This window comes from Pseudomonas sp. ZT5P21, assembly GCF_054897785.1.
This window is the reverse complement of sequence record NZ_CM142705.1, coordinates 5246998-5264572: the sequence shown is the minus strand read 5'-3', so window position 1 is coordinate 5264572 and position 17575 is coordinate 5246998. Positions and strand designations below refer to the sequence as shown.

The 17575-nt window shown below is 59.9% G+C and carries 15 protein-coding genes; 9 read left to right on the top strand and 6 right to left on the bottom strand.

What is annotated here, in order from left to right; genetic code table 11:
* The first annotated feature begins 245 nt into the window (after positions 1–245).
* The gene (locus tag ACYZT9_RS24540; RefSeq protein WP_462007777.1) at positions 246–692 is read left to right on the top strand and encodes a response regulator; all 447 of its coding nucleotides are present in this window, start codon (positions 246–248) and stop codon (positions 690–692) included.
* A 229-nt stretch (positions 693–921) separates the two neighbouring features.
* Here ACYZT9_RS24540 and ACYZT9_RS24535 read toward each other — a convergent pair whose 3' ends face one another.
* On the bottom strand, positions 922–3099 hold the full coding sequence (locus ACYZT9_RS24535) for a malate synthase G (protein WP_462007776.1): 2178 nt from the start codon (positions 3097–3099) through the stop codon (positions 922–924).
* Between the two features lie 581 nt (positions 3100–3680).
* Here ACYZT9_RS24535 and ACYZT9_RS24530 point away from each other — a divergent pair.
* Complete coding sequence (locus ACYZT9_RS24530) at positions 3681–4199, top strand: glycine cleavage system transcriptional repressor (RefSeq protein WP_007947710.1); 519 nt, start codon at positions 3681–3683, stop codon at positions 4197–4199.
* A 215-nt stretch (positions 4200–4414) separates the two neighbouring features.
* Here ACYZT9_RS24530 and rarD read toward each other — a convergent pair whose 3' ends face one another.
* The 5 genes from rarD to ACYZT9_RS24505 form a co-directional block, all read right to left on the bottom strand.
* The gene (rarD, locus tag ACYZT9_RS24525; RefSeq protein ID WP_462007775.1) at positions 4415–5302 is read right to left on the bottom strand and encodes an EamA family transporter RarD; all 888 of its coding nucleotides are present in this window, start codon (positions 5300–5302) and stop codon (positions 4415–4417) included.
* A 203-nt stretch (positions 5303–5505) separates the two neighbouring features.
* Positions 5506–6480, bottom strand: coding sequence for a serine/threonine protein kinase (locus ACYZT9_RS24520; RefSeq protein ID WP_462007774.1), 975 nt, complete (start codon positions 6478–6480; stop codon positions 5506–5508).
* 186 nt (positions 6481–6666) lie between these two features.
* On the bottom strand, positions 6667–8568 hold the full coding sequence (locus tag ACYZT9_RS24515) for a PhoX family protein (protein WP_462007773.1): 1902 nt from the start codon (positions 8566–8568) through the stop codon (positions 6667–6669).
* A 57-nt stretch (positions 8569–8625) separates the two neighbouring features.
* Positions 8626–9390 carry a TOBE domain-containing protein gene (locus ACYZT9_RS24510; RefSeq protein ID WP_462007772.1) on the bottom strand — a complete coding sequence of 255 codons (765 nt, stop codon included), beginning with the start codon at positions 9388–9390 and terminating at the stop codon, positions 8626–8628.
* Between the two features lie 206 nt (positions 9391–9596).
* Positions 9597–10337, bottom strand: a complete 741-nt coding sequence (locus ACYZT9_RS24505; RefSeq protein WP_462007771.1) for a double zinc ribbon domain-containing protein — start codon at positions 10335–10337, stop codon at positions 9597–9599.
* Positions 10338–10427: 90 nt separating this feature from the next.
* Between ACYZT9_RS24505 and bioB the strand changes: the two genes are divergently transcribed.
* From bioB to ACYZT9_RS24470, 7 genes are all read left to right on the top strand, one after another.
* Complete coding sequence (bioB, locus tag ACYZT9_RS24500) at positions 10428–11483, top strand: biotin synthase BioB (protein ID WP_462007770.1); 1056 nt, start codon at positions 10428–10430, stop codon at positions 11481–11483.
* Between the two features lie 156 nt (positions 11484–11639).
* Positions 11640–12818, top strand: a complete 1179-nt coding sequence (bioF, locus tag ACYZT9_RS24495; RefSeq protein ID WP_462007769.1) for an 8-amino-7-oxononanoate synthase — start codon at positions 11640–11642, stop codon at positions 12816–12818.
* Positions 12811–13542: an alpha/beta fold hydrolase gene (locus ACYZT9_RS24490; RefSeq protein WP_462007768.1), complete on the top strand. Its 732-nt coding sequence runs from the start codon at positions 12811–12813 to the stop codon at positions 13540–13542. The genes bioF and ACYZT9_RS24490 overlap by 8 nt, the downstream gene beginning before the upstream one ends.
* A complete protein-coding gene (gene bioC / locus ACYZT9_RS24485) occupies positions 13535–14347 on the top strand; it encodes a malonyl-ACP O-methyltransferase BioC (RefSeq protein ID WP_462007767.1) in 813 nt (270 codons plus the stop codon). Before ACYZT9_RS24490 ends, bioC begins: the two co-directional genes overlap by 8 nt.
* Positions 14344–15024 (top strand): dethiobiotin synthase, encoded by a 681-nt coding sequence (gene bioD / locus ACYZT9_RS24480; protein WP_462007766.1) that lies wholly within the window; start codon positions 14344–14346, stop codon positions 15022–15024. The genes bioC and bioD overlap by 4 nt, the downstream gene beginning before the upstream one ends.
* Before the next feature lie 120 nt (positions 15025–15144).
* The gene (locus tag ACYZT9_RS24475) at positions 15145–15441 is read left to right on the top strand and encodes a pyrroloquinoline quinone biosynthesis protein PqqE (RefSeq protein WP_462007765.1); all 297 of its coding nucleotides are present in this window, start codon (positions 15145–15147) and stop codon (positions 15439–15441) included.
* A gap of 277 nt (positions 15442–15718) precedes the next feature.
* On the top strand, positions 15719–17524 hold the full coding sequence (locus ACYZT9_RS24470; protein ID WP_462007764.1) for a phenylacyl-CoA dehydrogenase: 1806 nt from the start codon (positions 15719–15721) through the stop codon (positions 17522–17524).
* Positions 17525–17575: the final 51 nt, after the last annotated feature.

The following is a 17575-nucleotide window of genomic DNA, read 5'->3' as shown; positions in this document are numbered from 1 at the left end:
CTTTTTTTCGAATTGTTGTCGTCGGATGACTCAGCCATGGTCGACCCCCGCGCGCGGGGTGCCCATTGGACGTAAGTCTAGGTCGGCCCTCTCAGAGATGAAATTTCGGAAATACCTTACGCAATCTTGGGAAGAACCTATCTTTTCCCCTACAGTAAATAAATCCGACAAAGTGCACATTGAAGGTCTTCTTGGCGATGTCTCACCACTGTGCTAGGGAATGAATTGAACACTTAGAGAAAGCCATGTCCGACCACGATATTTTAAGTGACGCCGAGCGCGAGGCGCTCAGTGCCGTCATGCTGGAACCCGATCTGCCGCCGCAACGGGTGCTGATCGTCGATGACGATAAAGATGCGCGTGAGCTGCTGTCGGAAATTCTTGGTCTGGATGGTATTCGTTGCATGACTGCGGCCAGCGGTGAAACCGCCCTCAAGATGCTGAACGAAAAACCCTCGATCGGTCTGGTGATCACAGATCTGCGGATGGGGCACATTGACGGCCTGGAGTTGATCCGCAAAGTGCGTGAATCCGTACGGGCCGCCATGCCGATCATCATCGTTACCGGCGATGCCGACGTGAAGGACGCGATCGCCGCCATGCATTTGAGCGTGGTGGACTTTCTGCTCAAGCCCATTGATACCGGCAGACTGCTGGAACTGGTCAAGCATGAGTTGGGGATGGCGCCGTAGCGCTGGCTGATTGCTGATTGCTGATTGCTGTTTGTGGCGAGGGGATTTATCCCCGTTCGGCTGCGAAGCAGTCGTAAAATCGGCGAATGCGATTGGTCTGGAGAAATTCAAGGGGTCACTTCGCGACCCAACGGGGATAAATCCCCTCGCCACAAGTGATCGCATTCGTAAACAAAAAAGGCCCTGATCCGAAGATCAGGGCCTTTTTTTGTCCAGCATCAACGCTCAGTTACAGGCCATTCGCAGCCTTGAACTCGCGACGACGACGGTGCAGAACTGGTTCGGTGTAGCCGTTCGGCTGTTTGGTGCCTTCAAGCACCAGTTCGACCGCCGCCTGGAAGGCGATGTTGCTGTCGAAGTTCGGTGCCAGTGGGCGGTACAGCGCGTCATTGGCGTTCTGACGGTCAACCACCGGCGCCATGCGCTTGAGGCTTTCCATCACTTGCTCTTCGGTGACGATGCCGTGGCGCAGCCAGTTGGCGATGTGCTGGCTGGAAATCCGCAGCGTGGCACGGTCTTCCATCAGGCCGACGTCGTTGATGTCCGGCACTTTCGAGCAGCCAACACCTTGGTCGATCCAACGCACCACGTAACCGAGAATGCCCTGGGCGTTGTTGTCCAGTTCGTTCTTGATCTGTTCCGCGGTCCAGCTCGGATTCACGGCCAGCGGGAGGGTCAGGATATCGTCCACCGACGCGCGCGCACGTTTGGCCAGTTCGGCCTGACGGGCGAACACATCGACCTTGTGGTAGTGCAAAGCGTGCAGCGCAGCCGCCGTAGGCGATGGAACCCAGGCGGTGTTCGCGCCGGCCAGAGGGTGAGCGATTTTCTGTTCGAGCATCGCCGCCATCAGGTCGGGCATGGCCCACATGCCTTTACCGATCTGCGCGCGGCCTTGCAGGCCGGTGCTCAAACCGATATCGACGTTCCAGTTCTCGTAAGCGCCGATCCACTTTTCAGCCTTCATGTCCGCCTTGCGCACCATCGGGCCGGCTTCCATGGAGGTGTGGATTTCATCGCCCGTGCGGTCGAGGAAACCGGTGTTGATGAACACCACACGCTCGCTGGCCGCCTTGATGCACGCCTTGAGGTTGACCGTGGTGCGGCGCTCCTCGTCCATGATCCCGACTTTCAGCGTGTTGCGCGGCAGGTCGAGGGCATCTTCGATACGGCCGAACAACTCGTTGGTGAACGCGGCTTCTTCCGGGCCGTGCATCTTCGGCTTGACGATGTAGACCGAGCCCGTGCGGCTGTTCTTGCGCGAGCTGTTGCCGTTGAGGCTGTGGATCGCTGCGAGGCTGGTCACCAGGCCGTCGAGAATGCCTTCCGGTACTTCATTGCCATCATTGTCGAGGATCGCATCGATGGTCATCAGGTGACCAACGTTGCGCACAAACAACAGCGAACGACCGTGCAGGCTCAGTTCCTTGCCATCGACGCCGGTGTAGGTGCGGTCGGCATTCATGGTGCGGGTAAAGGTCTTGCCGCCCTTGGCGACTTCTTCCGACAGATCGCCCTTCATCAGGCCGAGCCAGTTGCGGTAAATCACCACTTTGTCATCTGCATCGACGGCGGCGACCGAGTCTTCGCAGTCCATGATGGTAGTCAGCGCGGCTTCCATCAGGATGTCTTTGACGCCGGCCGCGTCGGTCTGGCCGACCGGGGTGGTGGCGTCGACCTGGATTTCGAAATGCAGGCCATTATTTTTCAGCAGGATCGCGGTCGGTGCAGCGGCATCGCCGTGGAAGCCGATCAGTTGCGCGTCGTTGCGCAGGCCGCTGTTGCTGCCACCTTTAAGGGCGACGACGAGTTTGCCGTCAACGATCTTGTAGCCGGTGGAATCGACGTGAGAGCCGGCGGCCAATGGTGCCGCTTCGTCGAGGAAGGCGCGGGCGAAGGCGATGACCTTGTCGCCGCGAACCTTGTTGTAGCCTTTGCCTTTTTCCGCGCCGTCAGCTTCGCTGATGGCGTCGGTGCCGTAGAGCGCGTCGTACAACGAACCCCAACGGGCGTTCGAGGCGTTGAGCGCGAAGCGGGCATTCATCACCGGTACTACGAGCTGTGGGCCGGCCATGCGGGCGATTTCGTCATCGACGTTTTGCGTCGTTGCCTGGAAATCAGCCGCTTCTGGCAGCAGATAACCGATGTCTTGCAGGAAGGCTTTATAAGCCACGGCGTCGTGCGCCTGACCGGCACGCGCTTGGTGCCAGCCGTCGATACGAGCCTGGAAATCATCGCGTTTGGCGAGTAGGGCTTTGTTCTTCGGCGCCAGGTCGTGAATGACCTTGTCGGCACCGGCCCAGAATTTGTCGGCGGTGAGGCCGGTTCCGGGAATGGCTTCGTTGTTCACGAAGTCGAACAGGACTTTGGCGACCTGCAGGCCACCGACTTGAACGTGTTCAGTCATTGCTTGCCTCACTCTGCTCAGCTATTTCGCTTTTCAGCTCTTCAAATTGACAATGAAGCCTCTGGCTATTTAAACCACAAACCCCTTCCACCAGTACATGCCATTTCGGGCGGCTGGGATGGAACCGATCAACGGCTTTGAAGCCTTGCTGATAGGGCTTTCAGGGCTGCGACCGCGCCTGTGGCAGACATCGATCCACGTTATGTAGTGCGCGATGTAGTGCGCGCTGCGGCATACTACATGATGAATTGCGGTTGTGAAAATCAGACTAAATACGTCGTTCTGCGACCCGATGACGCATTGCGGTCACGTCGGGGATGTGGATGTTCTCAAAAAAGTATTGGATTGTTCCAGCTAAATATAAGAAGTTGTACACGATTTGTTTTTTCAGTGGGATTGGCGGCGCCTTCATTCGCGAGCAAGCCCGCTCCCACAGGGATTGCGCATGCTCCTGTTGGAGCGGGCTTGCCCGCGAAGAGGCCAGTCAAAACACCAGCGATTCCGGATCCGCCCAAAGCACCCGTCAACCCTTGCCTATACTTGCTTTTCCATAACAAAAGTCATGATCAGAGGGCTGCGCCATGGACCACCTCGTACTCACTGTTTTCGCGCCGGACAAGCCTGGGCAGGTCGAGCGCATCGCCCAGTGCATTGCCGAGCACGGTGGCAACTGGCTGGAAAGCCGCATGTCACGCATGGCCGGGCAGTTTGCCGGGATTCTTCGGGTGGGCGTGCCGGCCGAAGCCTACGACGAATTGGTCGATGCCCTACAGGCTTTGTCGGCGCACGGCATTCGCGTATTGATTGCCGAAAGCGGCATCGAGCAATCCTGCACCTGGAAACCGATTGCCATGGAACTGGTGGGCAATGATCGCCCTGGGATCGTGCGCGACATCACGCGCCTGTTGAGTGAGCAAGGGGTGAATCTGGAACGACTGGTCACCGAAGTGCGCCCGGCGCCGATGAGCAGCGAGCCGTTGTTCCACGCCGAAGCGATCCTTGCCGTTCCGCTGACGTTGTCGCTGGACGTGCTGCAATCGCGCCTTGAAACCCTGGCGGACGATTTGATGGTTGAATTGGTCCTGCGCAGCGAACCCTGACAGGGTTATCCAAGTTACACGTGCACCTGCCTGTGGATAACCTGTAGAGACAGCCCGCCAGCCCACGCCGGCCGGGCTTCTCCATGAGCTGGTCAAAAAACCATCAGATTCAACAAGTTGCGCACAAACGCCGGGGATCACGCTGTGGATAACCTTGGGAAGGATCGCTGCAGGCCACGAAATACGCGGCCTGTGGAGGTTTGCGCGATTTTTGATCAGTTGCGACGGCGCAAACTTATCCACGCATCGACGCTGTAAACCGCCAGTCCTGCCCAGATAAAGATGAACGCCACCAAGGTGATGGACGACAAGTGTTCGCCAAACAGCAAAACGGCTTGCAGCAAAACCAGCGTCGGCGCCAGATACTGGAGGAATCCCAGCGTGGTGTAGGGCAAATGCCGTGCGGCGGCGTTGAAACACACCAGTGGCACCAGCGTCACCGGCCCTGCAGCGACCAGCCACCAGGCTTCGGAGGTCGTCCAGAACTCGGGCTGAGCGCTTGTGGCCGTCTGATTGAATAGCAGCCAGGCAATGGCAATCGGCACCAGCATCCAGGTTTCCACCACCAGGCCGGGCAGGGCTTTGACCGGCGCCTGCTTGCGGATCAAACCGTAGAACCCGAACGTCAGCGCCAGCACCAGTGACACCCACGGCAGACTCCCGACTTGCCATACTTGTTGCGCCACGCCAATCGCGGCCAGACCCACTGCGATCCACTGCATGCGCCGCAGCCGCTCCCCCAGAATCAACATGCCCAACAGCACGTTCACCAGCGGATTGATGTAGTAACCCAGGCTGGCTTCGAGCATGCGCCCGTTATTCACCGACCAGACATAGGTCAGCCAGTTGGCGGCGATCAGCGTGCCGCTCAGCGCGAGGATCGCCAGTCGATTAGGGTTGTCACGCAGCTCGCGCCACCAGCCGGGATGCTTCCACACCATCAGCAGCAAGGCACCGAACAGCGCGGACCAGAGCACTCGGTGGATGATGATCTCCACGGCGGGCACGCTGGCGATGGCTTTGAAGTAGAGCGGGAACAGGCCCCAGATGATGTAGGCACTCAGGCCCAGGATGTATCCGCGACGCGGGTTGGCGGCTTGCATGCAGAATCCTTGCTTAGGCAGCTAACAAAGAGGGGATTGTAAGGAGATTTGCCGGCGAATGTCGTACCTGAATAGGTTGGCCAATTGTGAACACGAACAACTGTGGGAGCGAGCTTGCTCGCGATAGCAATCTGTCAGTTGCTGCATTTTTGACTGATCTGCCGCTATCGCGAGCAAGCTCGCTCCCACAGTGGCCATGTGAATCAGAAGAGTTTTAGAGGTTCTTCATTGAGCGCAGCCAACTGCTCGCGCAACGCCAACACCTGATCGCCCCAATAGCGCTCCGTGCCGAACCAGGGAAAACTGTGCGGGAACGCCGGGTCATCCCAGCGGCGTGCCAGCCAGGCGCTGTAGTGCATCAGGCGCAATGCGCGCAGCGGCTCGATCAACGCCAGTTCCCGCGGGTCGAAGTCGTGAAACTCGTTGTAGCCGTCCATCAATTCCGACAGCTGACCCAGGCATTCCTGACGGTCACCGGCGAGCATCATCCAGATGTCCTGCACCGCCGGGCCCATGCGGCAGTCGTCGAGGTCGACGATGTGGAACATCTCGTCGCGGCACATCATGTTGCCGGGGTGGCAATCGCCGTGCATGCGGATGTTCTGGTGCGGTGTGGCTTTGTAAACCTCTTCTACCCGCTTGAGCAGGTCGCGAGCGACGGACTCGTAGGCCGGCAGCAAGCTTTTCGGGATGAAATTGCCTTCGAGCAAGGTCGTCAGCGAATCGTGACCGAAGTTCTTCACGCCCAGCGCTTCACGATGCTCGAACGGTTTTGTTGCGCCAACGGCGTGCAAGCGTCCGAGCAGTTGGCCGAGGCGATACAGCTGATCGAGATTGCCCGGCTCCGGCGCGCGTCCACCGCGGCGGGGGAACAGGGTGAAACGGAAGCCGTTGTGTTCGTGCAGGCTGGCACCGTTGTGAATCATCGGCGCCACCACCGGCACGTCGCATTCGGCGAGTTCGAAGGTGAACTGGTGCTCTTCGAGAATCGCTTCGTTGGTCCAGCGCTGCGGGCGGTAGAACTTGGCGATCAGCGGCTCGGAGTCTTCGATGCCGACCTGATAGACACGGTTCTCGTAGCTGTTGAGCGCCAGAATGCGCGCGTCGCTGAGAAAGCCGATGCTTTCGACGGCATCGAGCACGAGGTCTGGGGTGAGGGTTGCAAACGGGTGGGCCATGCTGACTCCTGCGCGCAGCAGGCTGCCGCGTCCGGCCAAGCATGGTAGCGCAGACGGGCTGTCTTTAGTGGCTGGGGTTGAGATGAGTGTTGTTCATGCGTACGCCATCGCGAGCAAGCTCGCTCCCACAGGGTTATGTGTTCACAAATCCAATGTGGGAACGAGCTTGCTCGCGATGAGGGCCGATCAGGCGCCGACGATCCCGCCATCCTCACGGGAAATCGCTATCACCGAAGACCGCGGCTTGCCGTTCGGCAAATGCTCGGGGAACGTCGAAGTACCGCTGTCGCCCGGATGCTGAATCCCGACAAACAACGTCTTCTGATCCGGCGAAAAGCTGATCCCCGTCACTTCGCAGCCAATCGGCCCGACCATGAAGCGGCGGATCTCCCCGGTTCCCGGATCGGCGCACAGCATCTGGTTATTGCCCATGCCGGCAAAATCACCGGCGTTACTCGAGTCGCCATCGGTCTGAATCCACAACCGACCGGCGTCATCGAATGCCAGGCCGTCCGGGCTGTTGAACATGTTCTGTGGCGTGATGTTCGACGAACCACCCTTCGGCGTGCCAGCGTGGATGCCCGGGTTGCCGGCGACCACAAACAGATCCCAGGCAAAGCTGTTCGATCCGTGATCATCACGGTCGGTGCGCCAGCGCAGAATCTGCCCGTAGACATTCTTCTCGCGCGGGTTCGGCCCGCCCACCGGTTGACCGTCTTCACCGCGCTTGGCGTTGTTGGTCAGCGTGCAATAAACCTGTCCGTCCTTGGGACTGACGACGATCCACTCCGGACGGTCCATGCGCGTGGCTTTCACCACCGTGGCCGCGAGTCGTGCGTGAATCAGCACTTCGGCCTGATTGGCAAAGCCGCTGCTGGCGTCGATGCCGTTTTTGCCGTGGGTCAGTTCGATCCACTCGCCCTGGCCTTTCGGGTGATCGGCGTTGCCATCACCCGCGTCGAAGCGCGCCACGTACAAGGTGCCGTGGTCCAGCAGGTCGCGATTGGCTTTCGGGTTTTGGTGGTTGATCTTGTCGCGGCTGACGAACTTGTAGATGAATTCACCGCGCTCATCGTCGCCCATGTACACCACGGCGTGGCCGTCATGGGTTTCGGCCAGGGCCGCGTTTTCGTGTTTGAAACGGCCCAGGGCCGTGCGTTTGACCGGTGTCGATTCCGGATCAAACGGGTCGATTTCCACAATCCAGCCGTGACGGTTGAGCTCGTTGGGGTTCTTTGCCACGTCGAAACGTTCGTCGTGCGGGTGCCAGTTGTTCTCCTTACTGGCGACCACTACACCGTAGCGTTTTTGCGCCGCGTCAAATTTCTGCTCGGCATTGCTGCTGCCGAAGCAGTCAGTGAAGTTCTCTTCACACGTCAGGTACGTGCCCCACGGCGTCTTGCCATTGGCGCAGTTCTGGAAGGTGCCGAGGACGTTCTTGCCGTGCGGGTCAGCGCTGGTTTTCAGCAGGTCATGGCCGGCAGCGGGACCGCTCAGGCTGATCGGGGAATTGCCGTGAATACGACGGTTGTAGCGCGAGCCCTGGACGAACTGCCACTGGCCGTTCGTGCGCTGTACTTCGATCACCGACACGCCTTCGCAGGCCAGTGCCTTGCGCACGTCTTCATTCGATTGCGGCATGCCGCCGTGGGGATAGAGGTAGCGGTAGTTGGTGTATTCGTTGTTGATCGCCATCAGCGCCCGGTCTTTCTCGCCGGGAAACTCGAACAGGCTCATGCCGTCGTTGTTGTCGCCGAACTGGACTTCCTGCTGCTCGGCGCTGCCGTTACCGCTCGGGTCGAACGCCGGACCGTCCTTTTGCAGGGGCTGGCCCCAACTGATCAGCACCGAAGACTTGTAGCCGGGCGGCAGGGTAATGGCGTCGCTGGTGGCAGCAGGAATGCTATCAAAACCCAACAGTTTGCTGGTGCCTGCGCTGACACTGGCCGCGAGCACGCTGCGGCTCAGCAGGTTGCCGCCGAGGAACATCGCTGCGCCGCACAGGGCGCCCGCGCTGATGAAGCCGCGACGGCTGAGGCCGACCATCTTTTCGAGGTCGGTGGATTGGTTGTCTTCTAATAGGCTCACATCAGGCTCCCTGCAGGTTTTTGAGTCACCTTAAAGAGCGTTAGTGAAGCTTATGTGTCAGAGCTGTGTACCGAGCAAAACGTTGGATGGCGCAAATTGCACCCGCACCGGTTTATCGGTGATGAGGCCGAGGGTTTCCAGGTGCAGCGGCTCGGCCAGCGCGCACAACGTCTGGCCATTGGGCAGGCCGATGCGCACTTCACAGGGGCTGTCTGCGGCGTAGAGGATTTCCTCGATGATGCCGGTCAGGTCATTGTGTCCGGGTGTTGCAGTGTCTTCGATGGCCAGCAGGTCGAGCCAACCGGCCTTGATCAGGGCGACGACTTCTATGCCGGGCTCCAGCTCCAGGCGCACCGTGCTGTCGTGGGTGATCTGCGCATCGAGGGCCAGGCCTTCGGCGAGTTGAAGACGAATCAGGTCGTTGCGCCCCTGAGCGACAATCGCCATGACCTTGCCGTGCAATTGATTGCGCGCGCTGGTTCTGAGCATCAGGCGGCCGAGCAGATCCAGGTCGCTGGCGTCTTCGGCGGCTTCCAACACCTGAGCCTGCAACGTTTGCAGCTTTTGATACAGGCGCAATACGCGTTCGCCTTCGCTGGACAGTTTCGCGCCACCACCGCCCTTGCCGCCGACACTGCGCTCCACCAGCGGTTTCTGCGCGAGGTTATTCAACTCGTCGATGGCGTCCCACGCCGCTTTGTAACTCAACCCCGCACTTTTCGCGGCGCGAGTGATCGAGCCCTGTTCGGCGATGTGTTGCAGCAACGCGATGCGCTGCGGGCGACGAGCGATGTGCTGGGACAACAATGTTGGCAGTGACATGGCGGGACGCTTTGGCGGGTGATGATGGTTAGGACGTTGGCGGCTCGGGCTGCGGGAGTCAAGTCAGTCGTAATACCGTCCAGTTCAACGCAATCCGTGTGGGAGCGGGCTTGCTCGCGATTGCGGTGTGTCAGTCACACAAATGCTGAATGACTTACCGTATTCGCGAGCAAGCCCGCTCCCACAGGTTTTGTGTTTGGCTTAAGTCAGGTGATGTCGCCGGGTTTGGGGGTTCTGGCCAGGCAATAGACGTCGACCCGCACGGCGCCGGCGTCCATCAACAGGCGCGCAAGAGCCTGGGCGGTTGCGCCGGTGGTCAGTACGTCGTCCACCAGCGCCAGGTGACGGCCCTTGATCAGCGCATCGGGCATCAGGGCGAAGGCGTTGCGCAGGTTCTTTTTGCGGGCCTCGGCCTTCAGGTCCTGTTGCGCGCTGGTGTCCTGAATTCTCTTGAGCAGCAGTTCGTCGCAGGGGATATCCAGGCTGGCGCCCAACCAGCGGGCCAGCATGGCGGCCTGGTTGAAACCCCGTTGACGCAGACGTCTGGTAGCGAGCGGAACCGGGACCAACGCGTCCGGGCGCTCCAGTTCTTCATCGAAGCGATGTTGCAGGGACTGCGCGAGAAGTTCGGCAAGCAGGCGGCCAAACGGCCACTTCGCACTGTGCTTGAAACGAGTGATCAGGCTGTCGATCGGAAAGTTGTAGGTCCAGGGGGCGATCACCTGTTCGAAAGATGGCGGCGCCTTCAAACATTGGCCGCACGTCATGTCTGCCGCGGGCAAGGGCAGGGCGCAGGTCTGGCAGTGATCACCGAGCCAGGGCAGATCGGTTTCACACGCCATGCAGAGCGGCGGAGCTACATCGGCGGTCTCGCCGCAGAGCAAACAGGTTTGATTGTTTTTTAACCAGATGTAAACCGGTCCTTTGTATCGTGGTTGACAGCGCATCGCTCTTCCTTAAATATGCCGAACATCCGTGTTGCGTCTGTGGGTATTCCATACCCCAGTCGCCTGCCAAGCATAATCAAGGAAACACCCATGAGCGCCAGCACCTCTGCAACCCTGCGTCATGACTGGTCTTTGGCCGAAGTCAAAGCACTCTTCGTTCAGCCATTCAACGACCTGCTGTTCCAGGCGCAAACGGTGCACCGCGCGCATTTCGACGCCAACCGCGTCCAGGTTTCCACGCTGCTCTCGATCAAGACCGGCGCATGCCCGGAAGATTGCAAATATTGTCCGCAGTCCGGTCACTACAACACCGGCCTGGAAAAAGAAAAACTGATGGAAGTGCAGAAGGTCCTCGAAGAGGCCGCTCGTGCCAAGGCCATTGGTTCGACCCGTTTCTGCATGGGCGCGGCGTGGAAACACCCGTCGGCCAAAGACATGCCGTACGTGCTGGAGATGGTCAAGGGCGTGAAAGCCATGGGTCTGGAAACCTGCATGACCCTGGGCCGTCTGGATCAGGACCAGACTGAAGCGCTGGCCAAGGCAGGCCTCGATTACTACAACCACAACCTTGACACTTCGCCTGAGTTCTACGGCAGCATCATCACCACCCGCACGTACAGCGAGCGCCTGCAAACCCTGGCCTACGTGCGTGATTCGGGGATGAAGATCTGCTCCGGCGGCATCCTCGGCATGGGCGAGTCACTCGATGACCGCGCCAACCTGCTGATCCAGCTGGCCAACCTGCCGGAGCATCCGGAATCGGTGCCGATCAACATGCTGGTGAAAGTCGCCGGTACGCCACTGGAAAACGCCGAAGAAATCGACCCGTTCGACTTCATCCGCATGCTCGCTGTCGCGCGCATCCTGATGCCGCAATCCCACGTGCGCCTGTCCGCCGGCCGCGAAGCCATGAACGAGCAGATGCAAGCTCTGGCGTTCTTCGCCGGTGCGAACTCGATTTTCTACGGCGACAAACTGCTGACCACCGCCAACCCGCAGGCTGACAAGGACATGCAACTGTTCGGGCGCTTGGGCATCCTGCCGGAAGCGCGCGAAGAGCACGCCGACGAAGTGCATCAGGCGGCTATCGAGCAGGCGCTGGTTGAGCAGAAGAGCAGCGAGATGTTCTACAACGCGGCTGTTTGATCCGACAAACAATCGAAGGTGGGAGCGGGCTTGCTCGCGAATGCGTCAGTTCAGTCGACATCATTGTTGAATGTCCCCCCGCATTCGCGAGCAAGCCCGCTCCCACGTTGGGATAGTCGCGTTGCCCATATTTGTGAATTGACCCACGAGGCCTGCATGTCTTTCGATCTCGCCGCACGCCTTGCCGCCCGTCGTGCCGAAAACCTCTACCGCCAACGCCCACTGCTCGAAAGCCCCCAAGGCCCGGAAGTGGTGGTCGACGGTCAGCCATTGCTGGCGTTCTGCAACAACGACTACCTGGGGCTTGCCAACCACCCGCAAGTGATCGAAGCCTGGCGTGCCGGGGCGTCTCGATGGGGCGTCGGTGGCGGGGCTTCGCATCTGGTCATTGGCCACAGCACGCCACATCACGAGCTGGAAGAGGCGTTGGCCGATCTGACCGGCCGCCCGCGTGCGTTGCTGTTCACCACCGGCTACATGGCCAACCTCGGCGCGGTGACTGCGCTGGTGGGGCAGGGCGATACGGTGCTCGAAGACCGCCTTAATCACGCCTCATTGCTGGATGCCGGTCTGTTGTCCGGCGCGCGCTTCAATCGTTACCTGCACAACGACGCGAAGAGTCTGGCCAATCGGCTCGAGAAGGCCACCGGCAATACGCTGGTGGTCACCGACGGCGTGTTCAGCATGGACGGCGATATCGCCGACCTGCCGGCACTCGCTCGGGAAGCCAAGGCCAAAGGCGCGTGGCTGATGGTCGATGACGCGCACGGTTTTGGTCCGCTGGGCGCCCGCGGTGGCGGGATCGTCGAGCATTTCGGCCTGAGCCAGGAAGACGTGCCGGTGCTGGTCGGCACGCTCGGTAAGGCTTTCGGCACTGCTGGCGCCTTTGTTGCCGGCAGCGAAGAGTTGATCGAGAGCCTGATCCAGTTCGCGCGCCCCTACATTTACACCACCAGCCAACCGCCGGCCCTGGCCTGTGCAACGCTGAAAAGCCTGGAACTGCTGCGCACCGAGCATTGGCGTCGTGAACATCTGCAGACCCTGATCCGGCAGTTCCGCCAAGGCGCCGAGCAGATCGGCCTGGAGCTGATGGACAGTTTCACGCCGATCCAGCCGATCATGATCGGCGATGCCGGACGCGCGATGCGACTGTCGCGGATGCTACGCGAACGCGGTTTGATGGTGACGGCGATCCGTCCGCCCACAGTGCCCGCCGGCAGCGCACGCCTGCGGGTGACCCTGACCGCTGCGCACAGCGGAGCGCAGGTACAGCTATTGTTAAATGGATTGGCCGATTGTTTTGCACAACTGGGACCGGAGCCAAGCCATGCGTGATCGTCTGATTCTGCTACCTGGCTGGGGCCTCGGGATTTCACCGCTGGAGCCATTGGCCGCCGCTTTGCAAGGGCTGGACGAACACTTGCGCGTGGAAATCGAGCCGTTACCGGAACTGGAGTCCGGCGACTTTGAAGAATGGCTAGACGAGCTGGATTCGATAGTGCCTCAGGATGTCTGGCTTGGCGGCTGGTCTCTCGGCGGCATGCTTGCGTCCGAGTTGGCGGCGCGACGCGGTGATCGCTGCTGCGGCTTGATCACCCTCGCTAGCAATCCCTGTTTCGTGGCTTGGGCTGGTTGGACCCATGCGATGCATGAGGACGATTTCAATGCCTTCCTGAACGGCTGTCGTCTTGATCCCGGCGCAACGTTGAAGCGCTTCAGCCTGCTTTGCGCGCAGGGATCTGCCGACCCGCGGTCGCTTGCCCGGCTGTTGTTGGCCGCAGCCCCCAAAACCTCGGTCGAGACGCTGTTAGGTGGCCTGGAGTTGCTGCGTGGAATGAGTACACGTCAGGCTTTGCTGGATTTTCAGGGGCCGCAATTGCATCTGTTTGCCGGTCTTGACGGGTTGGTTCCGGCCGAGGCTGCCGGGGAGCTGGTGACATTGCTGCCAGATGTCGAAATCGGCCTGATCGAACAGTCCAGCCACGCGTTTCTTCTGGAGGACCCTCACGGTGTGGCGGGGGCGATCCAGGCTTTTTTGCATGAGTTCGGTGATGACTGATTTATCCTTCCCCAAACTACCCGGCGACTTGCCCGACAAGCGCCAGGTGGCAGCATCCTTCTCCCGCGCAGCGGCCAGTTATGACAGCGTGGCTGAATTGCAGCGTGATGTCGGCAGCCAGTTGTTGCGCTGTTTGCCGGGCGATTTCTCGCCGGGTCGATGGCTGGATCTAGGCTGTGGCACCGGATATTTCAGTCGTGTGCTGAGTGAGCGTTTTCCTGTTGGTCACGGCGTGGCGCTGGACATCGCCGAAGGGATGCTCAATCACGCGCGCCCGTTGGGTGGCGCCACGCATTTTATCGCCGGAGATGCGGAACGACTGCCATTGCAGGATTCGACCTGTGATCTGATCTTCTCCAGCCTGGCGGTGCAGTGGTGTGCGGACTTCGCTTCGGTGCTCAGCGAAGCCAATCGTGTGCTGAAACCTGGCGGAATGTTCGCATTTGCTAGTCTGTGCGTGGGCACGCTGTTTGAGCTGCGCAAAAGCTGGCGGCAGGTGGATGGCATGGTGCACGTCAACCGCTTCCGCGAGTTCGAGGTTTATCAACAGCTGTGCGCGGCCAGCGGTTTGAAGGTCGCGAGTCTGCAAACCCGCCCTCATGTGCTGCATTACCCGGATGTGCGCAGCCTGACCCACGAACTCAAGGCATTGGGCGCGCATAACCTTAACCCCGGTCGTCCGGGCGGGTTGACTGGTCGGGCGCGGATTCTCGGCCTGGTCGAGGCTTATGAGCAGTTTCGTCAGGCTGAAGGCCTGCCGGCGACTTATCAAGTGCTGTACGCCGTTTTGGAGAAACCCTTATGAGCGCAGCGTATTTCATCACCGGCACTGACACCGATGTCGGTAAAACCACCGTGGCTGCGGGTTTGCTGCATGCCGCCCGGTCGGCGGGACTGAGTACGGCGGCGGGAAAACCGGTTGCTTCGGGGTGCGATTTGACGCCCAAGGGCTTGCGTAACGCTGACGCATTGGCGCTGCTCGCGGAATGCTCGGTTTCGCTGACGTATGCACAGGTCAATCCGGTGGCGTTCGAGCCGGCCATCGCACCGCATCTGGCGGCGCGCGAAGCTGGCGTGGCGTTGACGGTGCAATCCCTGTTGGCGCCGATGCGGCAGATTCTGGATATGCGGGCAGATTTCACCTTGATCGAAGGTGCTGGCGGCTGGCGCGTGCCGTTGGCGGATCAGGACAACCTGTCGGATCTGGCCATGGCGCTGGATCTGCCGGTGATTCTGGTGGTCGGCGTGCGGTTGGGTTGCATCAACCATGCGTTGCTGACCGCCGAGGCAATTGCCCAGGACGGTCTGCAGCTGGCGGGTTGGGTGGCCAACATCATCGATGCAAAGACTGCACGTCTTGAGGAAAACCTAGCCACGCTTGCCGAACGGATCCCGGCACCGTGTCTGGGGCGGGTGCCGAAACTCAAGCTGGTGACGGCGGAGGCGGTCGCAGAGCATCTTCAGCTGGATTTGCTGGACTGAAGTTTCAGGCAATGGTTTTACCTATGACAAGGCACTGTGCCATTAGTGTTTTTGTCGGGTGTTTTGTGCGTGCGTCTGCTTCAATGGCCGCTGTTGATCCTTCGTCGGACGAGTTCTCCCATGGAAATCTCAGGAAGTACCGCTTTTTACGCCGGTCTGAGCACTATTCAGACAGGACAGAACCGTGTCGATCAGGCTTCTGGCCAGATCGCCAACAATACAATCGAACGCTCGGTGACCAGCCAGTCCTCCGAGGTTCAGGTCGATCGTCTGCGTTCGGTCGATCGCAGTCAGCAGTCGGACCTGAGCAGTAACATGGTCGAGATGGCGCAGGGCAAGTTTCAGGTCGAGGCGGGCGTCAAAGTTGCCAAGGCTTCCGATGAAATGCTCGGCACTCTGATCGACACCTTCGCCTGATCATCCGCTGAATCAGAACTTCCAACGCCGCGTTCTTTCGCGGCGTTTTTGTTCGTAAGTCCTTCTCACCTAACTAAACTTTCTTATACCGCGTGTTGCCAGGACAACGGCGCAGTGTTGCCGTACGTCTGGCATTTGCGCGGTGCGATGACGAACGGCAAAAGATCGACGCTTGACAAGATTTGGGCGTAAACGTATGTTTCAAACAACTGTTTGACCGTCACAACAAATCAACGCGGTCGTTCATTCCCGGTTACATCAGCAGAGGTTTATCGCTATGCCTGACTACAAGGCCCCCTTGCGTGATATTCGCTTCGTTCGTGACGAACTGCTCGGCTACGAAGCGCACTATCAAAGCCTTCCGGCTTGTGCAGACGCAACTCCTGACATGGTTGACGCCATTCTCGAAGAAGGCGCCAAGTTTTGTGAGCAGGTGTTGGCTCCGCTGAACCGCGTGGGTGACACCGAAGGCTGCACCTGGAGCGAGTCTGGCGTTAAAACCCCGACCGGCTTCAAAGAGGCATACAAGCAATTCGTCGAAGGCGGCTGGCCAAGCCTGGCCCACAACGCAGAACATGGCGGCCAGGGCCTGCCGGAGTCGCTGGGTCTGGCAGTCAGCGAGATGGTTGGCGAGGCCAACTGGTCGTGGGGCATGTACCCGGGCCTTTCCCACGGCGCGATGAACACCATCTCCGAGCACGGCACGCCTGAGCAACAACACGCCTACCTGACCAAACTGGTCTCCGGCGAGTGGACCGGTACCATGTGCCTGACCGAACCGCACTGCGGCACCGACCTGGGCATGCTGCGCACCAAGGCCGAACCTCAGGCCGACGGTTCCTACAAAGTCACCGGCACCAAGATCTTCATCTCGGCCGGTGAACACGACATGGCCGACAACATCGTCCACATCGTGCTGGCCCGCCTGCCGGATGCGCCGGCTGGCACCAAAGGCATCTCGCTGTTCATCGTTCCAAAGTTCATGCCGAACGAAGACGGTTCGGTCGGTGCGCGCAACGCCGTGTCCTGTGGTTCCCTGGAACACAAGATGGGCATCCACGGTAACGCCACCTGCGTGATGAACTTCGACGCGGCCACCGGCTTCTTGATCGGCCCGGCGAACAAGGGCTTGAACTGCATGTTCACCTTCATGAACACCGCACGTCTGGGCACCGCGCTGCAAGGTCTGGCCCACGCCGAGATCGGCTTCCAGGGCGGCCTGAAATACGCTCGCGATCGTCTGCAAATGCGCTCCCTGACTGGCCCGAAAGCGCCGGAAAAAGCCGCTGACCCGATCATCGTGCACCCTGACGTACGCCGCATGCTGTTGACCATGAAAGCGTTCGCCGAAGGCAACCGCGCGATGGTTTACTTCACCGCCAAGCAAGTCGACATCGTCAAGTACGGCGTGGACGAAGAAGAGAAGAAGAAAGCCGACGCACTGTTGGCGTTCATGACGCCAATCGCCAAAGCCTTCATGACCGAAGTCGGTTTTGAATCCGCCAACCACGGCGTGCAAATCTACGGCGGCCACGGCTTCATCGCCGAGTGGGGCATGGAGCAGAACGTTCGCGACAGCCGCATTTCGATGCTGTACGAAGGCACCACCGGCATTCAGGCACTCGACCTGCTGGGCCGTAAAGTGCTGATGACTCAAGGCGAGGCCCTGAAAGGCTTCACCAAGATCGTCCACAAGTTCTGCCAGACCAACGAAGGCAACGAGGCCGTTCAAGAATTCGTCGCACCGCTGGCTGCACTGAACAAAGAATGGGGCGAGCTGACCATGAAGGTCGGTATGGCGGCCATGAAAGACCGTGAAGAAGTTGGCGCGGCCTCGGTGGACTACCTGATGTACTCCGGTTACGCCTGCCTGGCCTACTTCTGGGCTGACATGGCGCGCCTGGCAGCCGAGAAACTGGCGGCCGGCACCACCGAAACGGCGTTCTACACCGCCAAGCTGCAGACCGCGCGTTTCTACTTCCAGCGCATCCTGCCGCGTACCCGCACTCACGTTGCAACCATGCTATCGGGCGCCAACAACCTGATGGACATGAAAGAAGAAGACTTCGCACTGGGCTACTAAGTCCCGAGCTGTCACTTCATGAAGCCGCTGTTTCCTTCCGAAACAGCGGCT